This is a genomic window from Streptomyces sp. CB02366 (assembly GCF_001905905.1).
Taxonomy (GTDB): domain Bacteria; phylum Actinomycetota; class Actinomycetes; order Streptomycetales; family Streptomycetaceae; genus Streptomyces.
The window spans coordinates 367,991-391,117 of sequence record NZ_LIVT01000005.1; the positions used below are offsets into that span (position 1 = coordinate 367,991).

The following is a 23,127-nucleotide window of genomic DNA, read 5'->3' on the forward strand; positions in this document are numbered from 1 at the left end:
CCGGGTCCTGGCCGTGCCCGCCGGGTCCTCGCCGTGCTCGGCGGCCCGTCCGGGCCCGCGCCGGTCCGGCCGGTAGCAAATGGGCTGACGGGGTACCAGTTGCTGCGGGTGGCGAGATCGCGTCACCTTCTTCTACGACAAGGGCGTGAGATGGGCCTTTCGCTGCCCGCGGACCACGCGTTCGCCGAGTCCGTGCCCCGGGGCGCCGCCCGGACCGGACTCCGGGGTTCCGACCCTTCCCCCGAGGAGGCGCAGATCATCGACCGCGACGTGGCCGACGGTGTCCGGCAGATGGCCGAAGCCGTTCTGGCGGAGCGGGTCGCGGAAGCCGCCGCATACGATCCGGTGTTCTCCGAGGAGGTGGCGCGCCGGGTCGCCGACTTCACGCTGCGGGGCGGCAAGCGGATGCGGCCCCGCCTGCTCTGGTGGGCCATGCGCGCCTGCGGTGCGGCCGAGACCGCGGCGGCGTTGCGGCTCGGGGTGGGCCTGGAACTGATCCAGACCTGCGCTCTCATCCAGGACGACGTGATGGACCGGTCGCGCACGCGGCGGGGCAGGCCCGCCGTCCACCTCGCCCTGGCCGAGCGCCTGGGCCCGGCGGCCGGCTCCGGGCGGGGCGAGGCGTTCGGCGCCTCGGCCGCCGTGCTCGCGGGGGACCTCGCACTGGTGTGGGCCGACGACACGGTCGCCGAGACGTTCCTGCCGCCTTCCCGGCAGCGGCAGATCAGGGCCCTGTGGCGGGCCATGCGGGGCGAGATGGTCGCCGGGCAGTACCTGGACCTGCGCGGCCAGGCGGACGGCGCCGCTTCGGCGGCCGGGGCGCTGCGCATCGCCTGCCTCAAGAGCGCCCTGTACTCGGTGGAGCGGCCCATGGCGCTGGGAGCCGCCCTGGCCGGGGCGGACGAGCGGACCGCCGACGGGCTGCGCTCGGCCGGCCGGTACGCCGGGATCGCCTTCCAACTGCGGGACGACCTCCTCGGGGTCTTCGGCGACCCGGAGGTCACCGGGAAGCCGTCCGGGGACGACATCCGCGAGGGCAAGCCCACCTACCTGCTGGCGGTCGCCCGTGCCTGTGCCGCCGCCTCCGACGACCGCCGCGCCCTGGCCGTGCTGGACCGTGCCGTGGGCGACCCGGACCTCGGCGACGAAGGCCTCGCGGAGGTCCGTGCCGTCCTGGAGTCCACCGGCGCCCGCGCCCAGGTCGAGGACAGGGCGCGTCGCCTGGGGGAGCTGGCCGCGCAGCGCCTGGCCGGGGCGGTCGACGTCGACGCGCACGCGGGCGGCCGGCTGCTGGGCCTCCTGCGCACGGTGGCGGGCGGCCGGCCGCCCGTGCCGCCCGTCCCCGTCGCGGCGCACCCCCCGCACCCGGAAGCCGCGGCGTCCTCCGCTCCGGCCGCGATCGAAGGAGGCTGTTTCCCGTGATCACGATCAAGGGGCCCACCGACCACGTGGTGGTGGTCGGGGCAGGGCTGTCCGGGCTGTCCGCCGCACTGCACCTGCTCGGCGCGGGCCGCAGGGTGACGGTCGTCGAACGGGATCCGCTGCCCGGCGGGCGGGCCGGACTGCTGGCGCGGGACGGCTTCCGCATCGACACCGGGCCGACCGTGCTGACCATGCCGGACCTGGTGGAGGACGCCTTCGCCGCCGTGGGCGGACGGATGGCCGACCGCCTGGAGCTGATCCGGCTGGACCCCGCCTACCGGGCCCGTTTCGCCGACGGCTCCCAGCTCGACGTGCACACCGACGGAGCGGCCATGGAGGCGGCCGTCGAACAGTTCGCCGGAGCCCGCCAGGCGGTCGGCTACCGGCGGCTGCGGAGCTGGCTGGAGCGCCTGTACCAGGTGCAGATGCGCCGTTTCATCGACGCCAACTTCGACTCGCCCCTGCAACTCCTCCACCCCGACCTCGCCCGGCTCGCCGCGCTCGGCGGATTCGGCCGGCTCGACGCCCGGATCGGACGCTTCGTCTCCGACGAGCGGCTGCGCCGGGTCTTCTCCTTCCAGGCGCTGTACGCGGGGGTGCCCCCGGCCAGGGCCCTGGCCGCGTACGCCGTGATCGCCTACATGGACACGGTCGCCGGGGTCTACTTCCCGCGCGGCGGCATGCACGCCCTGCCCACCGCGATGGCCCGGGCCGCCGCCGACGCGGGAGGCGAGTTCCGCTACGGGCAGGCGGTGACCCGGCTGGAGCGGTCGGGCGACCGGATCACCGCGGTCGTCACCGACCAGGAGCGCATCCCGTGCGACGCGGTGGTCCTGACGCCCGACCTGCCGGTCGCCTACCGCCTCCTCGGCCGCGCGCCGCGTCGGCCGCTGCCGCTGAAGCACTCGCCGTCCGCGGTGATCCTGCACGCGGGCACCGACCGTACCTGGCCGGACCTCGCGCATCACACCATCTCCTTCGGCGCGGCCTGGAAGAGCACCTTCCGCCAGCTCACCCGCACCGGCGAACTGATGTCGGACCCCTCGCTCCTGATCACCCGCCCCACGGCCACCGACCCCTCCCTCGCCCCGCCCGGCAAACACCTCCACTACGTCCTGGCGCCCTGCCCCAACACCGCGATCGGGCCCGGCGTACGGGAGTGGCGGGAGCTGGGCCCGCGCTACCGGGACGAGCTGCTCGCCTGGCTGGAGCGGCGCGAGATGCCCGGCCTGGGCGCGGCCATCGAACAGGAGGGTCTGGTCACCCCGGTCGACTGGACCGCCCAGGGACACGCGGCGGGCACACCGTTCGCCGTGGCCCACACCTTCCCCCAGACCGGCCCCTTCCGCCCGCGCAACCTGGTGCGGGGCACCGCCAACGCCGTCCTCGCCGGATGCGGCACCACCCCGGGCGTCGGCGTGCCGACCGTGCTGATCTCCGGGAAGCTGGCGGCCCGGAGGATCACCGGCCCGCCCGCCGCCCCGTCCCGACGCACGAGAGGCACCGCCGTATGACCGCCCGTGAACTGGACGCCGCAGGCGTCCACGACCCCGGCCTCCGCGCCGCCTACGCCCGCTGCCGCGCCCTGAACGCCCGGCACGGCAGGACGTATTTCCTCGCGACGCGGCTGCTGCCCCTCGACCGGCGGGCGGCCGTCCACGCCCTGTACGGCTTCGCCCGCTTCGCCGACGACATCGTGGACGACCTCGACTCCACCGCCACCACCGGGCAGCGGGCCGCCGCACTGGCGGCCCTGGAACAGCAGCTGGAGAGCGGGCTGCGGAGCGGGCGGGCCACCGAGCCGGTGATCCGCGCGCTCGCCGACACCGCCGAACGCCACGGCATCGACCCCCGGCACTTCACCGACTTCCTGGCCTCGATGCGCGCCGATCTGACCGTCCCCGGATACGCCTCGTTCGAGGAGCTGGGCGGCTACATGCACGGCTCGGCCGCGGTGATCGGCCTCCAGATGCTGCCGGTGCTCGGGACCGTCGTCCGGCGCGAGGAGGCCGCCGGCCCCGCCGCCGCGCTGGGCGTCGCCTTCCAGCTGACCAACTTCCTGCGGGACGTCGGCGAGGACCTGGACCGGGGCAGGGTCTACCTGCCGGCCGAGCTGCTCGACGCCCACGGCGTGGACCGGACGCGCCTGGAGTGGAGCCGCCGCACCGGTGGGCGCGACCCCAAGATCACCGCCGCGCTGCGGGCGTTCGCCGCCCACACCCGGGCGGTCTACCGGCAGGCCCTGCCCGGACTCGGGATGCTGGACCCGGTGTCCCGGCCCTGCATCCGTACGGCGTTCGTCCTCTACAGCGGCATCCTCGACGCGATCGAGGCCGACGGCTACGCGGTCCTGCACCGCCGCGCCGTCGTCCCGCGCCGGCGCCGGGCGGCCGTGGCGCTGGACGGACTGGCCCGCGCGCTCGCCGCCCGCGCCCGGGCGGGCCGCCGGACGGAGACCGGGACCGGGCCGCGCCCCGCCGCCCCGGCCCCCGCCGCCGCCATGCCCGTCCAGGGGGAGGCGGCATGAGCCCGTTCGCGCGAGGGCGCATCCCGTTGAGCCTGCGGCGCGCACCCGTGCCGTGGGACCGGCAGGAACCGACCTGGCGGGCCGCGAAGCCCTCCCTCATCGCCCAGGCCCTCAAGCGGGCGCAGAGCCGCCCCTCCGGAAACTGGTACGTCATCGGCGCCTCCCGCGAACTGCCCCCGGGGCGGACGCTCGGCCTCACGGTCGGTTCCACCGAGATCGTCGCCTGGCGCGACGGAGAGGGCGGGCTGCGCGCCGGCCCGGGCGCCTGCCCCCACCTCGGGGCGCCGCTGCGGGAGAGCCCCGTGCGCTGCGGCACGCTCGTCTGCCACTGGCACGGTCTCGCCCTGGACGGCGGGCCCTTCGCCGGCTGGGAGCCCTACCCGGCCTTCGACGACGGCGTGCTGCTCTGGGTGCGGCTGGACCGCACGGGCGGGGAGGCCCCCACCGAGCGGCCCCGCGTCCCGGTGCGGCCGCGCCTGCGGGAGGGCGTCGACGCGGTCTACACCGGGGTGGGGCGCTGCGAGCCGGAGGACGTGGTGGCCAACCGGCTCGACCCGTGGCACGGCGCCTGGTTCCACCCCTACTCCTTCGTCGACCTGACCGTGACCGACGCGCCGGACGCCGCCGCCGGGGACGACGACGGGTTCCTGGTGGAGGTGTCCTTCAAGGTGGCCGGGCGGCTGGTCGTGCCGGTGGTGGCCCGGTTCACCGCGCCCGAGCCCCGTACGGTCGTCATGCACATCGTCGAGGGGGAGGGGGCGGGGTCCGTGGTGGAGACCCACGCCACCCCGCTGGCCCCGGACGAGCGGGGGCGGCCCCGCACCGCCGTCGTCGAGGCGCTCGTCGCGGCGTCGGACCGCCGGGGGTTCGCGGTCGCCCGCGCGGTCGCGCCGCTGCTCCGGCCGCTGATGCGGGCCTCGGCCGGCCGGTTGTGGCGCGACGACCTGGCGTACGCGGAACGGCGCTGGGAGCTGCGGGCCGAGGGGCGGTTCCCCGGCTGACGCCCGGCGGCGCCGCCGGGGCCCCGGCCCCGGGTGTCAGCGGCCGAGCGCGGCGAGCCCCCGCAGCGGCAGGGAGCGGCCGGTGCGCGGGACGGTCCACAGCGTCTGTCCGCGCACCCCCCACCGCTCCAGGTGCGCGTTGGCGGCCAGGAACCCGCTGGTGACCGCGCGCTCCATCAGCGCCACCGGAAGCCCGGTGCGGACCATGTCCCCGGCCACCGTGACCGCCGGATCGGGGCTGCGCACCGCGGGCCGGTCCCCGTAGCCGCCGACGGGGAACATCGGGCAGTCGGCCCGCCACTCGTGGCGCTCGTCGACGACGCGGACCCCGCGCGTCTCCGGGTAGATCCGGTGCAGTCGGCGTCGTGCCTCGCTCTGCACGGCGGCCCGGTCGGCGTCCGGGGAGACGGCGTAGGCGTGGAGTTCGACCACCGAGCCGCCGGTGCGCCGCGCCCACCGTGCGGCCTCGCCCTCCCAGCGTTCCAGGACGCTCACGTTGTCCAGGGGCCCGTAGCCGCTGGTGCCGAGGAAGCCGGGGCGGTCGGGCGCCACGGGCTTCTCCAGCCACAGCCGCGACACCAGGAACGGAGGGGCGGAGCGCAACCGGTCGATCGTGCCGCGCCAGTGGGCGTTCCCCAGGCCGGAGGAGGCGCTCACGAGTCGGCGCAGCCCGCCGCTGTCCAGGGCGAGGACGACGGCGTCGTAGCGGGAGGTGCGCTCCTCCGTGCTGACGTCGAGGCCGCCGTCGGGCAGCGGCCGCACCCGGCGGACGGGCGTGCCGGTGCGCACCTCCACCCCGTGGCTCTCCAGGTAGCCGGCGAGGGGGTCCCACAGGGCGGTGGGGAAGGGCTCGGCGGGAACGTCGAAGAGCAGCCCCTCGCTGGAGCCCAGGAAGTAGATGTGGAACATCAGGACCAGCTCGGCGGCGGACAGTTCGCGCGGGTCGGCGAAGAAGCTGCGGGAGAAGACCTCGAAGGCCAGGTGGTGGGCCGCCTCGGGGAAACGGATGCGGGCGAGGAAGTCGTGGGCGCTGACGCCGTCGAGCCGCTCGTAGACGTCGGGCACCCGTACGTCCAGCAGCGGCAGGGCGGCCCGGGGGTTCATCCCGGCCAGGTCGCGGACGCCGAAGGTCGGGCTCAGCGCGACGAAGCCGAGGGCGCTGAACGGAGGCGTACGCGGGATGCGGGCGAAGCTGTCGTGGAGTCCGGAACTGTGTCTCAGCGGATAGTCGGGCAGCGGGACGAGTCCGGCGAGTTCCGGATCGACCCTGCGCAACAGGCCGCGCAGGTTGTAGTACTGGCGGAAGAAGGCGTGGAAGCCGCGGCTCATGGTGACGGTCGAGCCGTCGGCGAGCCGGGTCGGCCAGCCGGCCAGCCTTCCGCCCAGGCTCTGCTCGTTCTCGTAGAGGACGACCCGTACCCCCCGCTCGGCCAGACCGGTGGCCGCCGCGATTCCGGCGAGGCCGCCGCCGACCACCGCGGCGGCGGGGGCCCCGCCGGTGAACCGGTCCCGGCCGCCCGGGGCGCGGACCACGGCGGCCCGCCGGTCCCGGCCGTGCCGGTGGGCTCCGCCGCGCCTCTTCGGCGCCATCACGCCTCCTTCCCGGTGCGGCCGACGAAGGTGTGCGTGATGCCGGTCTGCCAGCCGGGCAGCGGCAGGGCGCGTACGTCCCGGAACCCCGCGCGGCGCAGTCTCCCGGCGAACTCGGGGGCCGTGTCGAAGGTGTTCACACTGTCCTGGAGATGGCGGTAGAGCCGTGCGTCCCCGGTGAGACGCCCGGCCGGCCGGATGATCGCGGAGCAGACCGCGTTCCAGACGGCGCGGTCCACCGGCGACCCGCCGAGGGCGTACTCGTGCACGGCCAGGCGGCCGGAGGGGACCAGGAGGCGGTGCACCAGGCGCAGGGCCGTGTCGGCGTCCCGCAGGTTGCGGAAGAGGTAGCCGGCGAACACCGCGTCGAAGGAGCCCGGGGCCAGCCGGCCGGCCAACTCCTCCACCGGTGCGTGGACGAAGTCGACGTGGGTCAGCCGGGGCTTGGCCGCCGCCCGCTCCAGCATGCCCGCCGAGGCGTCGACGCCGGTGATCCGGGCGAGCGGAGCGGCGGCGAGCAGCGCTTCGGTGGAGGCGCCCGTGCCGCATCCCAGGTCCAGGATCCGCAGCCCCGCCCCGCCGTCCGGCAGCCCGAGCCGGCGGGCGGAGCGGCGCAGGTGCGCGTGGTAGCCGGGGCTGGCCGCGACGAGGCGGTCGTAGGCGCCGGAGCCCCGGTCGAAGGCTTCGGACAGGTCGGCATCGCGCAACAGGGTCATGAGCTGCTTTCTTCCGGGGCGGAGGGCGGGGGAGGCAGGGGACGGGAGGGACGGCGGGGGGTGAAGGGGAGTTCGGCGACGGTTCGCAGCATGGGGGCGACCGGAGTCCGCAGGCCGATGAGCAGGTCCTCGTACCACCGGGAGCCGCCGTCCAGAAAGGCGAGCAGCCGCTCGGCGGGCACCCCGCGGAAGAGACGGCCGAAGAAGTCCGATCCGTCGATCCGGCCGGTGTCCAGCGCCCGCAGCATGACCGCGTCCATCGCGCGCGAGCGGGGGCCGTGGGCGGGCGGCACCCTGAGGGGGCGCCCGGACCGGAGCCGGGCGGCGATGGCACGGCTCTGCCGCTGCACCGCGGCGAAGGTGTAGCCGGTCGAGGGGCGGGTCGCGCCTCCGGCGGTGCCGATGCGGTACACCGACCGCCCGGCGCGGCGCGGGAAACGGCCGTCGGTCATCGGGATGACACCGTACTCGCGCGCCGTCACCTCGAACGCGCCCAGCCGCAGGACCTCCCGCGTGTAGTGGTCCAGCGCCCGCCGGTAGGCGTCGGCGTCCAGCGGCTCGGGGGAGAACCCGGTGTACTCGACGAGCGCCGTGCGCGCGTCCATGGGCAGGACGTATCCGAACGAGAGCCCCCGGGCGGGCTGCGGGGTACGGAAGTCCATCAGATCCGGCACGGCCGGGTCGAACACGGGTCGCTCGGTCCTGACGAACCAGCCGCAGAAGTGCTGGAGGAGGGTGGTGCGGGCGGGCGGCAGCAGCCGGGGCGGGCGGGAGTCGAAGACGTGCCGCCCGCGGATCAGGGTGCGCTCGCCGGCCGTGTCCCGGCCCAGGACCTCGGCCCCGCCGCCGGGGCTGTCGCGCACGCGGTCCACCGTCGCCGCCACCCGGCACAGCCCGGGGGCCCGGGAGAGCCGGCGGTCGACGAGGGCCGCGAAGTCGTCGGAGCGCAGCATCTTGTAACGCAGCTCCGGCAGGCGCGCCGTCACGGCGCCCCCGTCGGCCGTGCGGACCCGCAGCCGGGACCAGGAGGCGGTCAGCGACCCGTCGTAGGGGCCCGTGCCGCGTTCCCAGAAGCACCAGGTCCGCGGGGGAGGGCTCAGCGGACCCGGCGGCGCGTCGACGAGGGCGATGGACAGCGGCGTACGGCCCCCCGGCGCGCACAGGCGGTGGGCAAGGCTCAGGCCCGCCGCTCCGGCGCCGACGATGACCACATCGAAGTCGGGTACGTCAGCCGGCACGGCTCCCTCTCGGTCGGACGTCGGACGTGCACGCGGTCCCCCGCGGGTACTGGCAGGACCGTACCCCCGGACGGCCCGCGCACTCCGGACCATCGCCCCTCCGGGGTGTGACGGTGCGGAGGGGCGGTGGTCCGGCAGCGCCCGCGGAAAGGAGAGATGGGCGAGGTGTGCCCGTCTGTCGGATGGGTACCCGAATGTCCGCCCGGACGTCCGGCGGCTCTCCCTCTGCCGCACGGGCCCCGTCCGGCCGCTCCGCACGGAAGGAACCCATGAGCATCTACCGAGTCGTCAACCCCGCCACCGGCGAGATCGAGAAGGAGTACCCCACCGCCACCGACGGGGAACTGCGCGAGGCTCTCGCCCTGGCCGACGAAGCGCAGCGCGCCTGGGCCGCCCGGGCGCCCGCGGAACGAGCCGGAGTGCTGCGACGGGTCGCGGACCTCTACGAGGAGCGCAAGGACCGGCTCGCCGCCGTCATCACCCGCGAGATGGGCAAGCCGGTCAGGCAGGCGCTCGGGGAGCTGGCCACCGTCGCCTCGATCTACCGCTACTACGCCGAACGGGGCGAGGGCTTCCTGGAGGAGGAGGAGCTCGACGTCGCCTCCGGCGGCCGGGCCGTCGTCCGCAAGGAGGCGGTCGGCGTCCTGCTGGGGATCATGCCGTGGAACTTCCCGTACTACCAGGTGGCCCGGTTCGCCGCGCCGAACCTGATGCTGGGCAACGCCGTACTGCTCAAGCACGCCCCGCAGTGTCCGGAGTCGGCGCTGGCGATGGAGCGGCTGTTCCGGGACGCGGGACTGCCCGAGGGCGCCTACGTCAACATCTTCGCCACCAACGAGCAGATCGAGACGGTGATCGGCGACGACCGGATCCAGGGCGTCTCGCTGACGGGCTCGGAGCGGGCCGGAGCGGCCGTCGCGGAGATCGCGGGCCGCAACCTGAAGAAGATCGTGCTGGAGCTGGGCGGCTCCGACCCGTACCTGATCCTCGGCGCGTCGAACATGGAACAGGTGGTGAAGAACGCGCTGATCGGCCGGATGGGCAACGCCGGCCAGGCGTGCAACGCCGCCAAGCGCATCATCGCCCTGGACGAGCACTACGACGGCTTTTCCGAGCGGTTCACCGAAGCGGTCCGCTCCATCGCCGTCGGCGACCCCGCCGACCCCGGCACCTTCATGGGGCCGCTCTCCTCGGAGAAGGCGCTCGAGACCCTGGACGAACAGGTCCAGGACGCGATCTCCAAGGGGGCCACGGTGCTGGCCGGCGGCAAGCGCATCGACCGCCCCGGCTCCTGGTACGAGCCCACCGTGCTGGCGGGGATCACCCCCGACATGCGGGCCTACAAGGAGGAGCTGTTCGGCCCGGTGGCCCTGCTGTTCAAGGTCGGCTCCGAGGAGGAGGCGGTCGACTTCGCCAACAACTCGCCCTACGGTCTGAGCGCCTCCGTCCAGACCGACGACGACGCCCAGGCCGAACGGGTGGCCCAGCGGTTGCAGACGGGCATGGTGTTCATCGGCGCCCCCTCCGGGACCGCGGCGGAGCTGCCGTTCGGCGGGGTCAAGCGATCCGGTTTCGGCCGGGAGCTGGGCCGGTTCGGCATGGAGGAATTCGCCAACCACAAGCTGGTCAGGCTGGTGCGCTGACGCCCCGCCCGGCGCGCGGCGGCGGCCCGGGCCGTCCGCCCCCGGCCGCCGCCGCGCCCCGTGCCGCCCGGCCGCTCAGGCGCGGCAGAGGCAGAACGGGTGCCCCGCGGGGTCGGCGAAGGCGCGGAAGCCGGCGTGGGCGTCCTCGTCGACGTCCAGTTCGCGCGCGCCCAGCTCCAGCACCCTGGCGTGGGCGGCGTCCATGTCGGTGACGGTGAGGTCCAGGTGGAGCTGCTGGGAGTTGCGGTCGGCGCGCGGCCACTCCGGGGGAGTGAGGTCCTCGGCCCGCTGGAAGGCGAGCCGCCCGCCGTCCAGGTGCAGCTCCACCCAGTCGTCGTCCTCGCCGCCCTCGATGCGGCCGCCGAGCACGGCGGCGTAGAACTCGGCGAGCCGCAGCGGCTGCGGGCAGTCGATGGCGGTGAGCTGGAGTGTGGCGAAACCCATGGGTCCTCCTCGGTGGTGTGAGGGGCGGGTACCTCGTGCGGCCGGGGATCAAACGCGGTGCCGCCGGGGCGTGTTTCAGGTAGCGGGCGGGTCCTGGGCGGAGAGTTCCGCAGCCAGTTCCATACAGCGCAGGCGGGCCGGGGAGAAGTCGTAGGGCATCGTGCCGATGGCTTCGCACACGCTCATGGAGCCGGTCTCCCGCCCGCCGGAGCCGAGATCAGCCTCGTCCTCGCCGTCAGGGACGGGAGCGGGGTGCAGAGCGTCCCAGGCGTCGAAGAGGGCGTCGTCCTCTTCTGGACCGGACTTGTCGATGACGGCGTGCAGGGCGCTTTCGAAGGCGTGCCGTTCGGCGGCCACCCGGGCCACGCGCGGGTCGTCGACGGCGACGCTGTCGTCGAGCGCCTTCTCGGCGGCATCGACGCGGTCGGAGTCCTCCCGCAGAGCCGGGTGCGTGGCCAGGACGGCGAAGCGGGTGGCCTGGAGGGCCGCGCCGAGCGGCCCGAAGATCCGCTCGGTGACCAGCAGGCTGTCCAGGTCCGCCTGACGCAGGGAGCCCTCGGGCAGGCCCTTGAGGCGTTCGGTGACGAAGCCGGAGAGCAGGCCCCTGCGGCTGCCTTCGGCGCGCATCCGCTGCACGGCGGCCCGCCGCCGCCGCACTTCCTCTTCCTGCTCGGCGAGGGTTTCCTCCAGCCGCTCCAGGATGCCCGCGATACCGTCTCCGCTGTCCGCACCGGCGGGAGCCGGGCCGGTGGTGAAGGCGTCGCGGATGTCGTCCAGGGCGATCCCGGCGTCGGTCATCCTGCGAATCCACAGCAGCCGGATCATGTCTTCGTAGCCGTAGCGGCGGCGGCCGTCGCCGCCCCGCTCAGGCTCGGGGAGCAGGCCGATTTCGTGGTAATGACGGATCGCCCGCGGCGTGGTGCCGGCGAAGGCCGCCGCGTCACCGATCTTGACCTGGCGGGGTGGCGTGAAGGACGAATGCATGAGCGGGGATCTCTCCTGAGGGGACCGGGACACAAGTCCACCGGACCACATGCCGCTACGGAAGGTGCAACCCCCTGCGCGCCGCCCCGCGCCGCCCCGCGCCGCCCCGTCATGGGACTCAGGTCCGCACCCGCCACCGCACACCCTCCACCGGTCGCCGACGGTCAGGCCGCCCGCGCCCTGTGCCCGCCGCGGGCAGGGCCGGCTCCGGCGCCGGCCCCGGCCCGTCGGAAAGACCCCCTCGCCCCCGCCTCGGCCATCAGCATGCGGGGCGTGCGGAGGAAACCGAACCCCGGACCCGGCCCGGCGGGGCCGCCCGGCCGCGAGGACGCGCCTCCGGCCGGGCCCGGGATCAGGACTTCCCGGGCTCCGCGTCCCGGCCGCCCGCGTGCCCGTCGCCGCCCGCGCCGCCGACGCCGTCCGTGCCTTCGTCGTACGCGGAGGTGCCGGAGTCCAGCAGGGGCTCCTGGGTCTTGAGGTGGGCCGGGGCGAAGGCGCGCAGCACGTGGTAGCCGGTGATCACGACGAGGGTGCCGAGCGCGATGCCGCCCAGCTCGAAGTTGTCGGTGATCTTCAGGCTGACCCCGCCGACGCCGATGATGATGCCCGCGGCGGCCGGGACGAGGTTGAGCGGATTGCGCAGGTCCACCCGGCCGTTGAGCCAGATCTGCGCGCCGAGCAGGCCGATCATCCCGTACAGGATCACGGTGATCCCGCCCAGCACCCCGCCCGGGATCGCGGCGACGACCGCGCCGAACTTGGGGCACAGGCCGAAGAGCAGGGCGAAGCAGGCCGCCGCCCAGTACGCGGCGGTGGAGTAGACCCGGGTCGCGGCCATCACGCCGATGTTCTCGGAGTACGTGGTGTTGGGCGGCCCGCCCACGGCGGTGGAGAGCATGGAGGCCGCGCCGTCCGCCGCGATGGCGGTGCCGAGCTTGTCGTCCAGCGGGTCGCCCGTCATCTCGCCCACGGCCTTCACGTGCCCGGCGTTCTCCGCGACCAGCGCGATCACCACGGGCAGCGCCACCAGGATCGCCGACCACTCGAAGGCGGGCGCGTGGAAGGACGGCAGCCCGATCCAGTCGGCCTGCCCGACGGCGGAGAGGTCCAGACGCCAGTGGTCCACGGCCCCGGCCCCGCCCGCCGGGGAGTGGATCTTCCCGAACACCTGGTCCAGGACCCACGACAGCGCGTACCCGAAGACCAGTCCCAGGAAGATCGCGATACGGGAGAGGAAGCCGCGCAGGCACACCACCGCCAGCCCGGTGAACAGCATCACCGCGAGCGCCGTCCACTGGTCCTGCGGCCAGTACGTCGAGGCGGTCACCGGCGCCAGGTTGAAGCCGATCAGCATCACGACCGCGCCCGTCACCACCGGCGGCATCGCCGCGTGGATGATCCGCGCGCCGAACCGCTGCACCGCCAGCCCCACCAGGAAGAGCGCCGCGCCGACCACCAGCACCGCGCCCGTGACGGTCGCGCTGTCACCGCCGCTCGCCCGGATCGTGGCCGCGACGCCGACGAAGGAGAGCGAGCACCCCAGATAGCTCGGCACCCGGCCCCTGGTCGCCAGCAGGAAGATCGCGGTCGCGACGCCCGACATCATGATCGCGAGGTTCGGGTCCAGGCCCATCAGGACCGGGGCGACGAACGACGCCCCGAACATCGCGACGACGTGCTGGGCGCCGAGTCCGAACGTACGGGGCCAGGAGAGCCGTTCGTCGGGGCGGACGACCGCCCCGGGCGCGGGGGTCTTCCCGTCTCCGTGCAAGGTCCAGCGCACGCCGAGGCTCATGGTTGCTCCCTGAAGGTCTGCTCGGTGTGCCGACCGGTCTGCGACGCTGCGCGACCCGGCGTTCGGTGTTCACCTGCGGAAAAGATCAGCGCCATGGTAGTGGTGCGGCGCGCGGCGACCACGCCGAGGTCGCCGCGCGCCGCCGCCCCGGCGTGCTCCCGCCCCCGGCGTGCTCCGCCGAGGGCCGCAGGCTTCGCCGCCGTACCGCCCGTCCGCCGCCCGCGCCGCTCCCGCCCCGCCTCCGTCCGGTGCGGCCCGCCCGGCGCGGTCCGTCAGCTGCCGGTCGCGCTCTTCGCCGCCGCACCCTCGCCGACCGTCGAGCCGGCCACCTTGCGGTCGGCCGACCGCAGCACCCCCGCGCCCAGCACCAGGCCGAAGGAGAGCGCCGTCACCACGCCGAACGAGACCATCAGCGAGGTGGCCTCGGCCAGCGAGCCGATCGCGGAGGGCGCGATCAGGCTGGAGGTGTACGTGATGGTGGCGACGCCCGCGATGGCCTGGCTCGGGTTCGGCCCGCTGCGTCCAGCCGCCGCGAAGGCCAGCGGGACCACGACCGCCACGCCGAGACCGAGCAGCGCGAAGCCGCCCATCGCGGCCGCGGGGGAGGGCGAGAGGACGACCAGCAGCCCGCCCGCGGTGGCCATCAGCCCACCGGTCCGTACCGTTCGCACCGCGCCGAACCGGTCGACGACCCGGTCCCCGGCGATCCGGGCCAGCGCCATCGTCAGGGTGAACGCCGTGGTGGAGGCCGCCGCGAGACCGTCCGAGCTGTCGAGGACGTCCCGCAGGTAGACGGCCGACCAGTCCAGGCTCGCACCCTCCGCGAACACCGCGCAGAACCCGACCGCCCCGATGATCAGAGCCGACTTGGGCGGCAGCGTGAAGCGCGGCGGCGGCTCCTCGTCCGGGGCGCTCTGGAGGTCGAGCACCTGGCGGCAGGCGATGAGCCCCAGCACCGTGAGCACCAGGGCGGCGGCGGTGTGGTGCAGCCGGGCGTCGGTCGCGGTGTGGGCGGCGACAGTACCGGCGGCCGAGCCGATCAGCGCGCCCACGCTCCACATGCCGTGCAGTCCCGACATGATCGACTTGTCGAGACGGTTCTCCACCTCGATGCCCAGGGCGTTCATCGCCACGTCGGACATCCCCGCCGTCGCCCCGTAGACGAACAGCGCCGCGCACAGGGTGGCCAGGCTCGGAGCCAGCGCGGGCAGGACGAGCGCCAGCGTCCAGAGCGCCAGCAGCCCGCGCAGGGCGTTCCGCGCGCCGAACCGGTGGCTGATCCGGCCCGCGAGCGGCATCGCGATCGAGGCGCCGATCGCCGGGAAGGCCAGCGCCAGGCCGAGCTGGCCCGCGCTCACCCCGGCGTGGTCCTGGATCCACGGCACCCGGGTGGCGAAGCTGCCGGTCACCGCCCCGTGCACGGCGAAGACGGCGGCGACGGCGTAGCGGGCCCGCCTCACCTGCTGCGTGCTGTAGACCGTGACGGTCGAGTCGTTCGTCATGCCGTCGTGTCCCTCCCCTGGAAATCCTCGGACGCCGGTGGTTCCGCGCCGGTGGTCCGGCGGTCCCGGCGCTTCCGCGCGACGATGCGTGGCGTAAACTATCAGGAACCCTGCCTAATAAATAGTCGCTTTCCGAGCCCGCGGAACTGTCCCGCGGAACCGCCCTGCAGAACTGCCCCGCGGGATTCCCTCGGGAGCGGCGGGGAACGGCTCGAACGGCCCGGTCGGCGGTCTGGAAGGATTCCCGCTATGCGCGCATCTCCGAGCACGGCTCGGGCCATCAACGACCGGCTCGCCCTGCGGCTGCTCCAGCAGCACGGTCCGCTGACGGCCGCCCAGCTCAAGACGGAGACCGGCCTCTCCCGGCCCACCGTCGCCGACCTCGTCGAACGGCTCGGGGCCGCCGGGCTGATCGAGGTCGTGGGGGAGTCGGGCGCCGTCCGGCGCGGCCCCAACGCCAAGCTGTACGGGATCGTCGCCGGCCGCGCCCACCTCGCGGCGCTCGACGTACGCCTCGGCAGCGTCAGCGTGGTCGTCACGGATCTGCTGGGGGCCACCCTCGCCGAGGACGCGCTGCCCATCGGCGGCGACACCGGCACCGGGCCGGCCGTGGAGCGGGCCGTCGCCCTGCTGGAGAGCGCCGCCCGGGCCGCGGGGCCGGTCCCGCTGCACAGCGTCGGGATCGGGGCGCCGGGGCTCATCGATCCCGCCACCGGCGAGCTGCGCGACAGCGCCGGCCTCCCCGCCTGGCACCGGGGCCTGGTCCGGGAGCTCCAGCGGCGGCTGCCCGCCACGGTCCTGGTGGAGAACGAGACCAACCTCGCGGCCGTGGCCGAGCTTCGGGAGGGCGCCGCCCGGGGCCGGGACACCTTCGTCCTGCTCTGGCTCGGACAGGGGATCGGGGCCGCGGTGATGCTCGACGGCAAGCTGCGCCAGGGGGCGTCCGGCGGAGCGGGGGAGATCGGTTTCCTGCCCGTCCCCGGGGTGGGCGGGCTGCCCTCCGCGGTCGACTGCGCGGGAGGTTTCCACTCCCTGGCCGGTTCGGCCGCCCTGTGCGAACTCGCAGCATCGCACGGGCTGTTGGACCTCGGTACGGTGCCGGAGGGCGGCGAGGAGACGGCCGCCGCGGAGACGGTGCGCACCGCGCTGGGGGCGGGGGAGCCGGGCGAGCCGTTCCTGAAGGAGGTGGCCGACCGCCTCGCGCTGGGGGCCGCCGCCGTCGCCTCGGTGCTGGACCCCGGCTGCGTCCTGCTCGCGGGGGCCGTCGGTCACGCGGGCGGGGCCGCGCTCGCCGCCCGGGTCGAGGAGCGGCTGGTCGCGATGTCGCCCCTGCGCACGGAGGTCCGCGCCGGGTCGCTGGGCGGCGGGGCGGTCCTGCGGGGCGCGTTGATCACCGCCCGGGACGCGGCGCAGGACGCGCTGTTCGCGCCGGAGGGCTGACGGGCGCGGCGCTTCGGGGAGCCGCCGGGCCCCGGCGGAGGCGCGTACGGAGGGCCCCGGGCGCGCCGGGGCCCCTCCGTACCACGGGCACGGCCGCCCGGCGGTGGGCAGGGGGTGGAGCCGCTCACCGCCGGGCGGCCGGACGGGTCGCGGCCCGGGGCCGAGGGACGCGGCCGGAGCCGCGGTCCTCAGGCCCCCGGGCCGCAGGGTTCAGCAGGCGCCGAGGTCCTTCCAGACGCCCCACTGCCCGGTCGAGCCGGGCGTCTCGCCCTTCGTCCACCAGGACGCCTTCCACTGGTGGCCGCCGTGGCTGACGGTGGAGCCGCCGCCGTACTCGGTGGCCGCGCTCCAGGCCGGGGCCGTGCAGGTGCCCGGCTGGGTCGGGGACGGGCTCGGGGTCGGGCCGGTCGGGTCGGGCGTCGGCGTGGGGCCGGTCCCGGTACCGGGCTCGACCACGGTGGTGCCGCGGGCCAGGTCACCGGCGAGGGAGTAGGACTTCCCGCCGAAGGTCACGGTCCAGTTCGACGGCGTGGAGGTGGGCAGGTAGTAGACGAAGTCCAGCTCCACCGAGGCGCCGGGGGCCAGCGTCTGCCAGGCCGGGAGCTTCAGCGAGACGCGGTTGTAGTCGCCCTTGAGGCCGCCGATGTTGTTGGCCGCCTTGTGGTCGCTGCGGACGATCGTCGTGCCGAAGCCCGACTGGTCCTTGGCGTTGGCCGGGGCGGAGGTGGAGTAGTCGAACTGGAACTCCGTACCGCCGGGCAGGGTGGCCTTGGTCCGGTTGGTGATCTTCAGCTTGGGGCTGATGGGGTAGTTGGAGTCGCCCAGCGGGAACTGGCCGAAGGAGACGTCGATGTTCACGGCCTGGGTCGGCAGGTCGATCGTGGAGCGCTTCGCGCCGTACGGGGAGGCCGACTTGAACGCGTCGTACATCGCGGTCGTCAGCGTGTCGCCGGTCTCGTACTGGCCCTTGGCCGCGTTCCACCGGTAGTCGCCGGCCAGCTCCCAGATCATCGTGCCGCCGATGCCCTTGTCCACGACGTAGTCGGCCTTGGCCTTCACCGACTGCTCGTCCTCGGTGGAGAGGAACACCTTCTTCTCGGCGTTCCACAGCCACGGGGCGACCAGCGTGGAGTCGTACTTGCGGGCGTACGTGCCGGTCAGCCGGGTGTTCGCCGGGAAGCCGTAGTCGGTGACGTAGTCCCCGACGATGCCCTTCTCCAGGTTCTTCGCGTGCCACATCGGGTTGGAACCGGCGGGCGACTCCTTGCCGTTGGTGTCCTTGTCGTGCCAGAGGTTGTCGATTCCGACCGCGCCGTCGCCGCACTTGGTCAGACCCGCGCCCGCCGGGCAGTCGGCCGTGGCCGCCCGGCCCCACAGCCCGTCGGCGCCGCCCTGCACGTTCTTGAAGCCGCGGGTGTAGTACGGCAGGCCGATGTTGATCCGGCCGGCCGGCATCGAGCCGCGGAAGTAGTGGTAGGCCCAGTCGGTGTTGAGGTAGCCGGTGCCGCCGTACTGCGAGGTGGAGTACACGCTCGCCTGCGCCAGTTCGGCGTCCTTGCCGTCGTCGAACAGGGAGGCGTTCGGGCCGACGTACTCGTTCCAGGCGCCGTGCAGGTCGTAGGACATGATGTTGACGTAGTCCAGGTACTTCTGCATCTGGTACGTCTCCATGCCCCGCAGCAGGTAGCCGGAGGAGGGGGCGGCGACCGTCAGCAGGTAGTGCTTCCCGTCGGCGGCGCCCGCGCGGTCGAGCTTCTCGCGCAGCGTCTTCATCAGGGCGTCGTAGCCCTTGACCAGCCCGGCGCGGCGGCCGTTGGACAGGGTGTGGTCCAGCGGGTTGCCCGCGTCCTTCATCGTGGTCGCGTACTCGTAGTCGATGTCGACGCCGTTGAAGCCGTACTTCTTGATGAAGGCGACGGCCGAGTCCGCGAAGGTGTCGATGCCCGCCTGGTTGACCGAGCCGTCGGCGTTGGTGGCCATCGAGTAGAAGCCGCCGGAGTTCACCCGCTTGCCGTCGGGGCCGAAGTAGCCGCCCGTCTCGGCCCAACCGCCCACGGAGACCAGGGTCTTCACGTTCGGGTGCTGCTTCTTGTACTTCGTCAGCAGGTTGAAGTGCCCCTTGTAGGGGAGCGCGGGGTCCATCTCCGCGCCCGCGACGCCGGGCCAGGTCATGCCGGTGGAGGCGTTGTCGGCGCTGTCGGGGCCGACCGAGAGCTTGTTGGAGCCGTCGACGTGCGCGAAGGCGTAGTTGAGGTGCGTGACCTTGTCCCACGGGATGTCGGGGACGAGGTAGGCGTCCTTGCCGTCCTTGCCGGTGCGCCAGTTGGTGAAGTAGCCGATGACGCGCCGCTGGTGGTCGGCGCCCATCTTCTCGCGTCCGTCCGCGTCGTAGACGGAGCAGTAGGGGACGTCGACGCCGGGGGTCTGGTAAAGCCCGTCGGGACGACAGGAGTTCTGGTCGGCGGCGGCCGAGGGGCCTGCGGCGAGGGAGCTCAGCAGCAGACCGGCGACGGCGGCGCCGGCGGCGAGAAGCGTGGCTCTCGCTCGGGTGGGGGACGGCATGGGGTCGTTCCTCCTGGGGAGGTCGGCAGAACACGACACGACGGGGGATGAGGGGGGGTGGGTCTGTCGGGGTCCTGGTGTGCGCGCACCGTGGGACCGAACCTCGGAGGTGACGCAGAGATTAAGAGGACTAGACCAGAGCGTCAATAGGTCTGGACCTTTAAGGGTCAACTTTCCGAATGACGACGTTGTCGCGTTCGCGCCGAAAGAAACGCGCCAGTCTTTCTGTGACCCAGGACACATCAGTCACCCGCATGGCCGTGCGGCGTCCGTGGCAGACTGGTTGCGTACCAGTAGCAGCGCACTCCGGGGTCGGTGCAATTCCGAACCGGCGGTTACAGTCCGCGACCCGTCCGCAGCCAGCGGCCGGTTGACCAGGTGAAATTCCTGGACCGACGGTTAAAGTCCGGATGGGAGGCAGTGCGCGGCGGTCTGACATCGGTACGCCGCCGTCGGCGGACGCGTGGCCGGGGTTCCCCCGCGGCCCGTGCGTTCCCGGCGTTCCCCGCTCGCGGGGTTTCCGGCGTTTCCGCGGGTGACCGCTTTCTCTGTCGTCATCGACAGGCCCCGGAGTCCGTGCCCGAAGAGGCAGGAGGACCCGGTGGACACCGCAGCCGACATCACCGCCATGCGCCGAGCCGTCACGCTCGCCGCGCGCGGTCTCGGCTCCACCAGCCCCAACCCGGTCGTCGGCTGTGTGATCACCGACGTCTCCGGAGCCGTGGTCGGCGAAGGCTTCCACCAGCGCGCCGGAGGGCCGCACGCCGAGGTCCACGCCCTGCGCGCGGCCGGCGAGCGGGCCCGCGGCGGCACCGCCTACGTCACCCTCGAACCCTGTGACCACACCGGCCGCACCGGCCCCTGCTCCCAGGCCCTCCTGGCCGCCGGGATCAGCCGGGTCGTGTACGCGGTCGGCGACCCGGACCCGCGGGCCACCGGCGGGGGCGACACCCTGCGCGCGGCCGGCGTCCGGGCCGAGCGGGGGCTCCTCGCCGACGAGGCCGAGGCGGGCAACGCCGCCTGGCTGACCTCGGTGCGCCTCGGCCGCCCGTACGTCCTGTGGAAGTACGCCGCCACCCTCGACGGCCGGATCGCCGCCGCCGACGCCACCAGCCGCTGGATCACCTCGCCCGAGGCGCGCGCCGACGTCCACCGCCTGCGCGCCGAGGCCGACGCCGTACTCGTCGGCTCCGGCACCGCCCGCGCCGACGACCCCCAGCTGGGCGTACGCGGCATCGAGGGCGCCACCCAGCCGCTGCGGGTCGTCCTCGACACGGACGCCACCGCCGTGAGACCCGGCGCCCGGGTCCTGGACGGCGCCGCGCCCACCCTGATCGCCGTCGCCGACGACGCCCCGGCCGGCCACCTCCCGGCCACGGCCGTCCTGCGCCTGCCCCGCGCCGCCGCCGGCCGGGGACTGGACCTCGACGCCCTCCTCGACGCCCTGCACGTCCGCGGCGTCCGCTCCGTACTCCTCGAAGGCGGTCCCACCCTCGCGGGCGCCTTCGTCGCCGCCGGGAAGGTCGACAAGGTCGTCGGCTACCTCGCCCCGGTCCTGCTCGGCGCGGGCCCCGCCGCCCTCGCCGACGCCGGAATCACCACCATCTCCCAGGCGTTGCGCCTCGACGTGACGGAGAGCGCGGCGATCGGCCCGGATCTGCGCGTCACCGCCGTCCCCGCCCCTGCTCGGAAGGGAAACTGATGTTCACCGGAATCATCGAAGAACTCGGTGAGGTCACCGCCGTCGAGCCGCTGGCCGACGCCTCCCGCTTCCGGCTGCGCGGCCCCCTCGTCACCGAGGGCGCGAAGCACGGCGACTCCATCGCGGTCAACGGCGTCTGCCTCACCGTCGTGGACGCCGCCGACGGCGAGTTCACCGCCGACGTGATGGCCGAGACCCTGGGGCGCTCCAGCCTCGGCGCCCTCGCCCCCGGCTCCCGCGTCAACCTGGAGCGCCCGATGGCGCTCGGCGGGCGGCTCGGCGGACACCTCGTCCAGGGCCACGTGGACGGCACCGGCGCCATCGTGGAGCGCACCTCCTCCGAGCACTGGGAGATCGTCAAGGTCTCCCTGCCGCCCGAGCTGGCCCGGTACGTCGTGGAGAAGGGCTCCATCACCGTCGACGGCGTCAGCCTCACCGTCGTCGACGCGGCGGCCGACCACTTCACCGTCAGCCTCATCCCCACCACGCTCGCCCTGACCACGCTCGGCCGCAAACAGCCCGGCGACCCGGTCAACCTGGAAGTCGACGTGATCGCCAAGTACGTCGAGCGGATGCTCGGCGACCGGACCGGACAGGACCCGCGATGAACCTCGCGAACTGGCTCAACTCGGAGGCGTTCACCCTCTTCGGCCAGCACATCAAGTGGTCGGACATGATCGGCAACCTCGTCGGCCTGATCGCCCTGGCCCTCGGCTGGCGGCGCTCCATCTGGACCTGGCCCGCCCAGCTGCTCTCCGGCGTGATCCTGCTCGTCGCCTTCGCCTCCGCGCACCTCTCCGGCAGCGCGGGCAAGCAGCTCGTCGTCATCGTCGTCGCCCTGTGGGGCTGGTGGTCCTGGAACCGCGGCAGGCGGCAGGCCCAGGACGGCTCCATCGCCGTCCGCTTCGCCACCTGGCGCGAGCGCGGCGTGCTGATCGGCGCCGCCGCGCTGGGCACCCTCGCCGTGGGCGGCCTGTTCACCGCGGTCCCGTCGCTGTCCTGGGACCCGTGGCCGGACGCGTACATCTTCGTCGGCACCGTCGTCGCGATGTACGCCCAGGCCCGCGGCATGGTCGAGTTCTGGTTCGCCTGGCTGCTGGTCGACCTGGTCGGCGTCCCGCTGAACTTCGCCAACGGTTTCGCCTTCTCCGGTTTCGTCTACGTGATCTACGGCGCCCTCGTCCTGTGGGGGATGCGCGACTGGTGGCTGCGTTCGCGGACACCCGCTCTGGAAGGAGCCACGGCATGACCGACCGGCCCGCCTGGCCGCACCCCGGCCACGACCCGCTGCCCGAGACGTTCTCCCTGGACCCGGTCGAGCAGGCCGTGCGCGACATCGCCGCCGGCCGCCCCGTGGTCGTCGTGGACGACGAGGACCGCGAGAACGAGGGCGACCTCGTCATCGCCGCCGAGAAGGCCACCCCGGAGATCGTCGCCTTCATGATGAGCGAGTGCCGCGGGCTGATCTGCGCCCCGATGGAGAGCGACGAGCTGGAGCGGCTCGAACTCCCGCAGATGGTCGCGGAGAACACCGAGTCGATGCAGACCGCGTTCACGGTCTCCGTCGACGCCTCCGCCGCCCACGGCGTCACCACCGGCATCTCCGCCGCCGACCGCGCCGCCACCCTGCGCATGCTCGCCGGCGGCGTCGCGGGCCCCGGCGACTTCGTCCGCCCCGGCCACGTCTTCCCGCTGCGGGCACGACCCGGCGGCGTCCTCGTCCGCAACGGCCACACCGAGGCCGCGGTCGACCTCGCCCGGCTCGCCGGCCTGCGCCCCGCCGGGGCCATCGTCGAGATCGCCGGCGAGGACGGCGTCATGCTGAGACTGCCCGAGCTGATCCCGTTCGCCCGCAAGCACGGCCTGACGATCATCTCCATCGAGGACCTGATCGCCTACCGCCGCAGCAACGAGCCGGTCGTCCGCCGCGAGGCCGCGACCCGGCTGCCCACCGCCTTCGGCGACTTCACCGCGTACGGCTACCGCTCCATCGTCGACGGCGTCGAGCACGTCGCCCTGGTGCACGGTGAGATCGGGGACGGCGAGGACGTCCTCGTCCGCCTCCACTCCGAGTGCCTGACCGGCGACGTCTTCCAGTCCCAGCGCTGCGACTGCGGCCCCCAGCTGCACGCCTCCATGCGGCGCATCACCGAAGCGGGCCGGGGCGTCGTCGTCTACCTGCGCGGCCACGAGGGGCGCGGCATCGGCCTGCTCTCCAAGCTGCGCGCGTACGAACTCCAGGAGCGCGGCGTGGACACCCTCGACGCCAACCTGGAGCTGGGCCTGCCCGCCGACGCCCGCGACTACGCGGCCGGCGCGCAGATCCTCAAGGACCTCGGCGTCACCGGTCTGCGGCTGATGACCAACAACCCCGAGAAGACCGAGGCCCTGGTCCGCCACGGCCTCGCCGTCACCGGCCGCGAGCCGATGCCCGTCCAGGCCGGCGAGCACAACCTGCGCTACCTGCGCACCAAGCGCGACCGCATGGGCCACGATCTGCCCTGGCTCGACGGCGCCCCGCCGTCGACCTGTGCCGACCAGTGACCACCACCACGCAATCA

Annotated in this window: 18 protein-coding genes and 1 riboswitch; of the genes, 10 read left to right on the forward strand and 8 right to left on the reverse strand. The window is 74.1% G+C overall.

Annotated elements, in window-relative coordinates:
* Positions 1 to 150 precede the first annotated feature (150 nt).
* Genes AMK24_RS18700 through AMK24_RS18715 form a run of 4 tightly spaced genes read left to right on the forward strand, consistent with a single transcriptional unit; the run spans position 151 to position 4,950 of the window.
* Positions 151 to 1,422 carry a polyprenyl synthetase family protein gene (locus AMK24_RS18700; protein ID WP_073769911.1) on the forward strand — a complete coding sequence of 424 codons (1,272 nt, stop codon included), beginning with the start codon at positions 151 to 153 and terminating at the stop codon, positions 1,420 to 1,422.
* On the forward strand, positions 1,419 to 2,936 hold the full coding sequence (locus tag AMK24_RS18705) for a phytoene desaturase (RefSeq protein WP_073769912.1): 1,518 nt from the start codon (positions 1,419 to 1,421) through the stop codon (positions 2,934 to 2,936). The genes AMK24_RS18700 and AMK24_RS18705 overlap by 4 nt, the downstream gene beginning before the upstream one ends.
* Complete coding sequence (locus tag AMK24_RS18710) at positions 2,933 to 3,949, forward strand: phytoene/squalene synthase family protein (RefSeq protein WP_073769913.1); 1,017 nt, start codon at positions 2,933 to 2,935, stop codon at positions 3,947 to 3,949. Before AMK24_RS18705 ends, AMK24_RS18710 begins: the two co-directional genes overlap by 4 nt.
* A complete protein-coding gene (locus tag AMK24_RS18715; RefSeq protein WP_073769914.1) occupies positions 3,946 to 4,950 on the forward strand; it encodes a DUF5914 domain-containing protein in 1,005 nt (334 codons plus the stop codon). Before AMK24_RS18710 ends, AMK24_RS18715 begins: the two co-directional genes overlap by 4 nt.
* 36 nt (positions 4,951 to 4,986) lie before the next feature.
* Here the strand turns inward: AMK24_RS18715 and AMK24_RS18720 are convergent, their stop codons facing one another.
* From AMK24_RS18720 to AMK24_RS18730, 3 genes are read right to left on the reverse strand one after another with little or no spacing between them, the layout of a single operon-like run.
* Positions 4,987 to 6,540 (reverse strand): NAD(P)/FAD-dependent oxidoreductase, encoded by a 1,554-nt coding sequence (locus AMK24_RS18720; RefSeq protein ID WP_073769915.1) that lies wholly within the window; start codon positions 6,538 to 6,540, stop codon positions 4,987 to 4,989.
* Positions 6,540 to 7,256 (reverse strand): class I SAM-dependent methyltransferase, encoded by a 717-nt coding sequence (locus AMK24_RS18725; RefSeq protein WP_073769916.1) that lies wholly within the window; start codon positions 7,254 to 7,256, stop codon positions 6,540 to 6,542. The genes AMK24_RS18720 and AMK24_RS18725 overlap by 1 nt, the downstream gene beginning before the upstream one ends.
* Positions 7,253 to 8,494: a lycopene cyclase family protein gene (locus AMK24_RS18730; RefSeq protein ID WP_073769917.1), complete on the reverse strand. Its 1,242-nt coding sequence runs from the start codon at positions 8,492 to 8,494 to the stop codon at positions 7,253 to 7,255. Before AMK24_RS18730 ends, AMK24_RS18725 begins: the two co-directional genes overlap by 4 nt.
* Positions 8,495 to 8,763: 269 nt before the next feature.
* On the opposite strand from AMK24_RS18730, the gene AMK24_RS18735 reads away from it, so the two are divergent.
* Positions 8,764 to 10,137, forward strand: a complete 1,374-nt coding sequence (locus AMK24_RS18735) for an NAD-dependent succinate-semialdehyde dehydrogenase (RefSeq protein WP_073769918.1) — start codon at positions 8,764 to 8,766, stop codon at positions 10,135 to 10,137.
* A gap of 75 nt (positions 10,138 to 10,212) precedes the next feature.
* Here AMK24_RS18735 and AMK24_RS18740 read toward each other — a convergent pair whose 3' ends face one another.
* The 4 genes from AMK24_RS18740 to AMK24_RS18755 form a co-directional block, all read right to left on the reverse strand.
* Positions 10,213 to 10,581, reverse strand: a complete 369-nt coding sequence (locus tag AMK24_RS18740) for a VOC family protein (protein ID WP_073769919.1) — start codon at positions 10,579 to 10,581, stop codon at positions 10,213 to 10,215.
* Between the two features lie 75 nt (positions 10,582 to 10,656).
* Complete coding sequence (locus tag AMK24_RS18745) at positions 10,657 to 11,565, reverse strand: MerR family transcriptional regulator (protein WP_073769920.1); 909 nt, start codon at positions 11,563 to 11,565, stop codon at positions 10,657 to 10,659.
* 352 nt (positions 11,566 to 11,917) lie between these two features.
* Positions 11,918 to 13,360: a uracil-xanthine permease family protein gene (locus tag AMK24_RS18750; protein WP_073769921.1), complete on the reverse strand. Its 1,443-nt coding sequence runs from the start codon at positions 13,358 to 13,360 to the stop codon at positions 11,918 to 11,920.
* Positions 13,361 to 13,632: 272 nt separating this feature from the next.
* Entirely contained in the window at positions 13,633 to 14,862 is a 1,230-nt protein-coding gene (locus AMK24_RS18755; protein ID WP_073769922.1) for an MFS transporter, read from the reverse strand.
* A 249-nt stretch (positions 14,863 to 15,111) separates the two neighbouring features.
* Here AMK24_RS18755 and AMK24_RS18760 point away from each other — a divergent pair, with 249 nt between their 5' ends.
* Positions 15,112 to 16,302: an ROK family transcriptional regulator gene (locus tag AMK24_RS18760; RefSeq protein ID WP_073769923.1), complete on the forward strand. Its 1,191-nt coding sequence runs from the start codon at positions 15,112 to 15,114 to the stop codon at positions 16,300 to 16,302.
* Between the two features lie 210 nt (positions 16,303 to 16,512).
* Here the strand turns inward: AMK24_RS18760 and AMK24_RS18765 are convergent, their stop codons facing one another.
* The gene (locus tag AMK24_RS18765) at positions 16,513 to 18,864 is read right to left on the reverse strand and encodes a chitinase C-terminal domain-containing protein (RefSeq protein ID WP_073769924.1); all 2,352 of its coding nucleotides are present in this window, start codon (positions 18,862 to 18,864) and stop codon (positions 16,513 to 16,515) included.
* 297 nt (positions 18,865 to 19,161) lie between these two features.
* A riboswitch (FMN riboswitch) is annotated at positions 19,162 to 19,292 on the forward strand.
* A 173-nt stretch (positions 19,293 to 19,465) separates the two neighbouring features.
* Between AMK24_RS18765 and ribD the strand changes: the two genes are divergently transcribed.
* Genes ribD through AMK24_RS18785 form a run of 4 tightly spaced genes read left to right on the forward strand, consistent with a single transcriptional unit; the run spans position 19,466 to position 23,110 of the window.
* On the forward strand, positions 19,466 to 20,566 hold the full coding sequence (ribD, locus tag AMK24_RS18770) for a bifunctional diaminohydroxyphosphoribosylaminopyrimidine deaminase/5-amino-6-(5-phosphoribosylamino)uracil reductase RibD (protein WP_073769925.1): 1,101 nt from the start codon (positions 19,466 to 19,468) through the stop codon (positions 20,564 to 20,566).
* Complete coding sequence (locus tag AMK24_RS18775) at positions 20,566 to 21,174, forward strand: riboflavin synthase (protein WP_073769926.1); 609 nt, start codon at positions 20,566 to 20,568, stop codon at positions 21,172 to 21,174. The genes ribD and AMK24_RS18775 overlap by 1 nt, the downstream gene beginning before the upstream one ends.
* Complete coding sequence (locus tag AMK24_RS18780; RefSeq protein ID WP_073769927.1) at positions 21,171 to 21,815, forward strand: nicotinamide mononucleotide transporter family protein; 645 nt, start codon at positions 21,171 to 21,173, stop codon at positions 21,813 to 21,815. The genes AMK24_RS18775 and AMK24_RS18780 overlap by 4 nt, the downstream gene beginning before the upstream one ends.
* Positions 21,812 to 23,110 (forward strand): bifunctional 3,4-dihydroxy-2-butanone-4-phosphate synthase/GTP cyclohydrolase II, encoded by a 1,299-nt coding sequence (locus tag AMK24_RS18785; RefSeq protein WP_073769928.1) that lies wholly within the window; start codon positions 21,812 to 21,814, stop codon positions 23,108 to 23,110. The genes AMK24_RS18780 and AMK24_RS18785 overlap by 4 nt, the downstream gene beginning before the upstream one ends.
* The last annotated feature ends 17 nt before the right edge of the window (positions 23,111 to 23,127 follow it).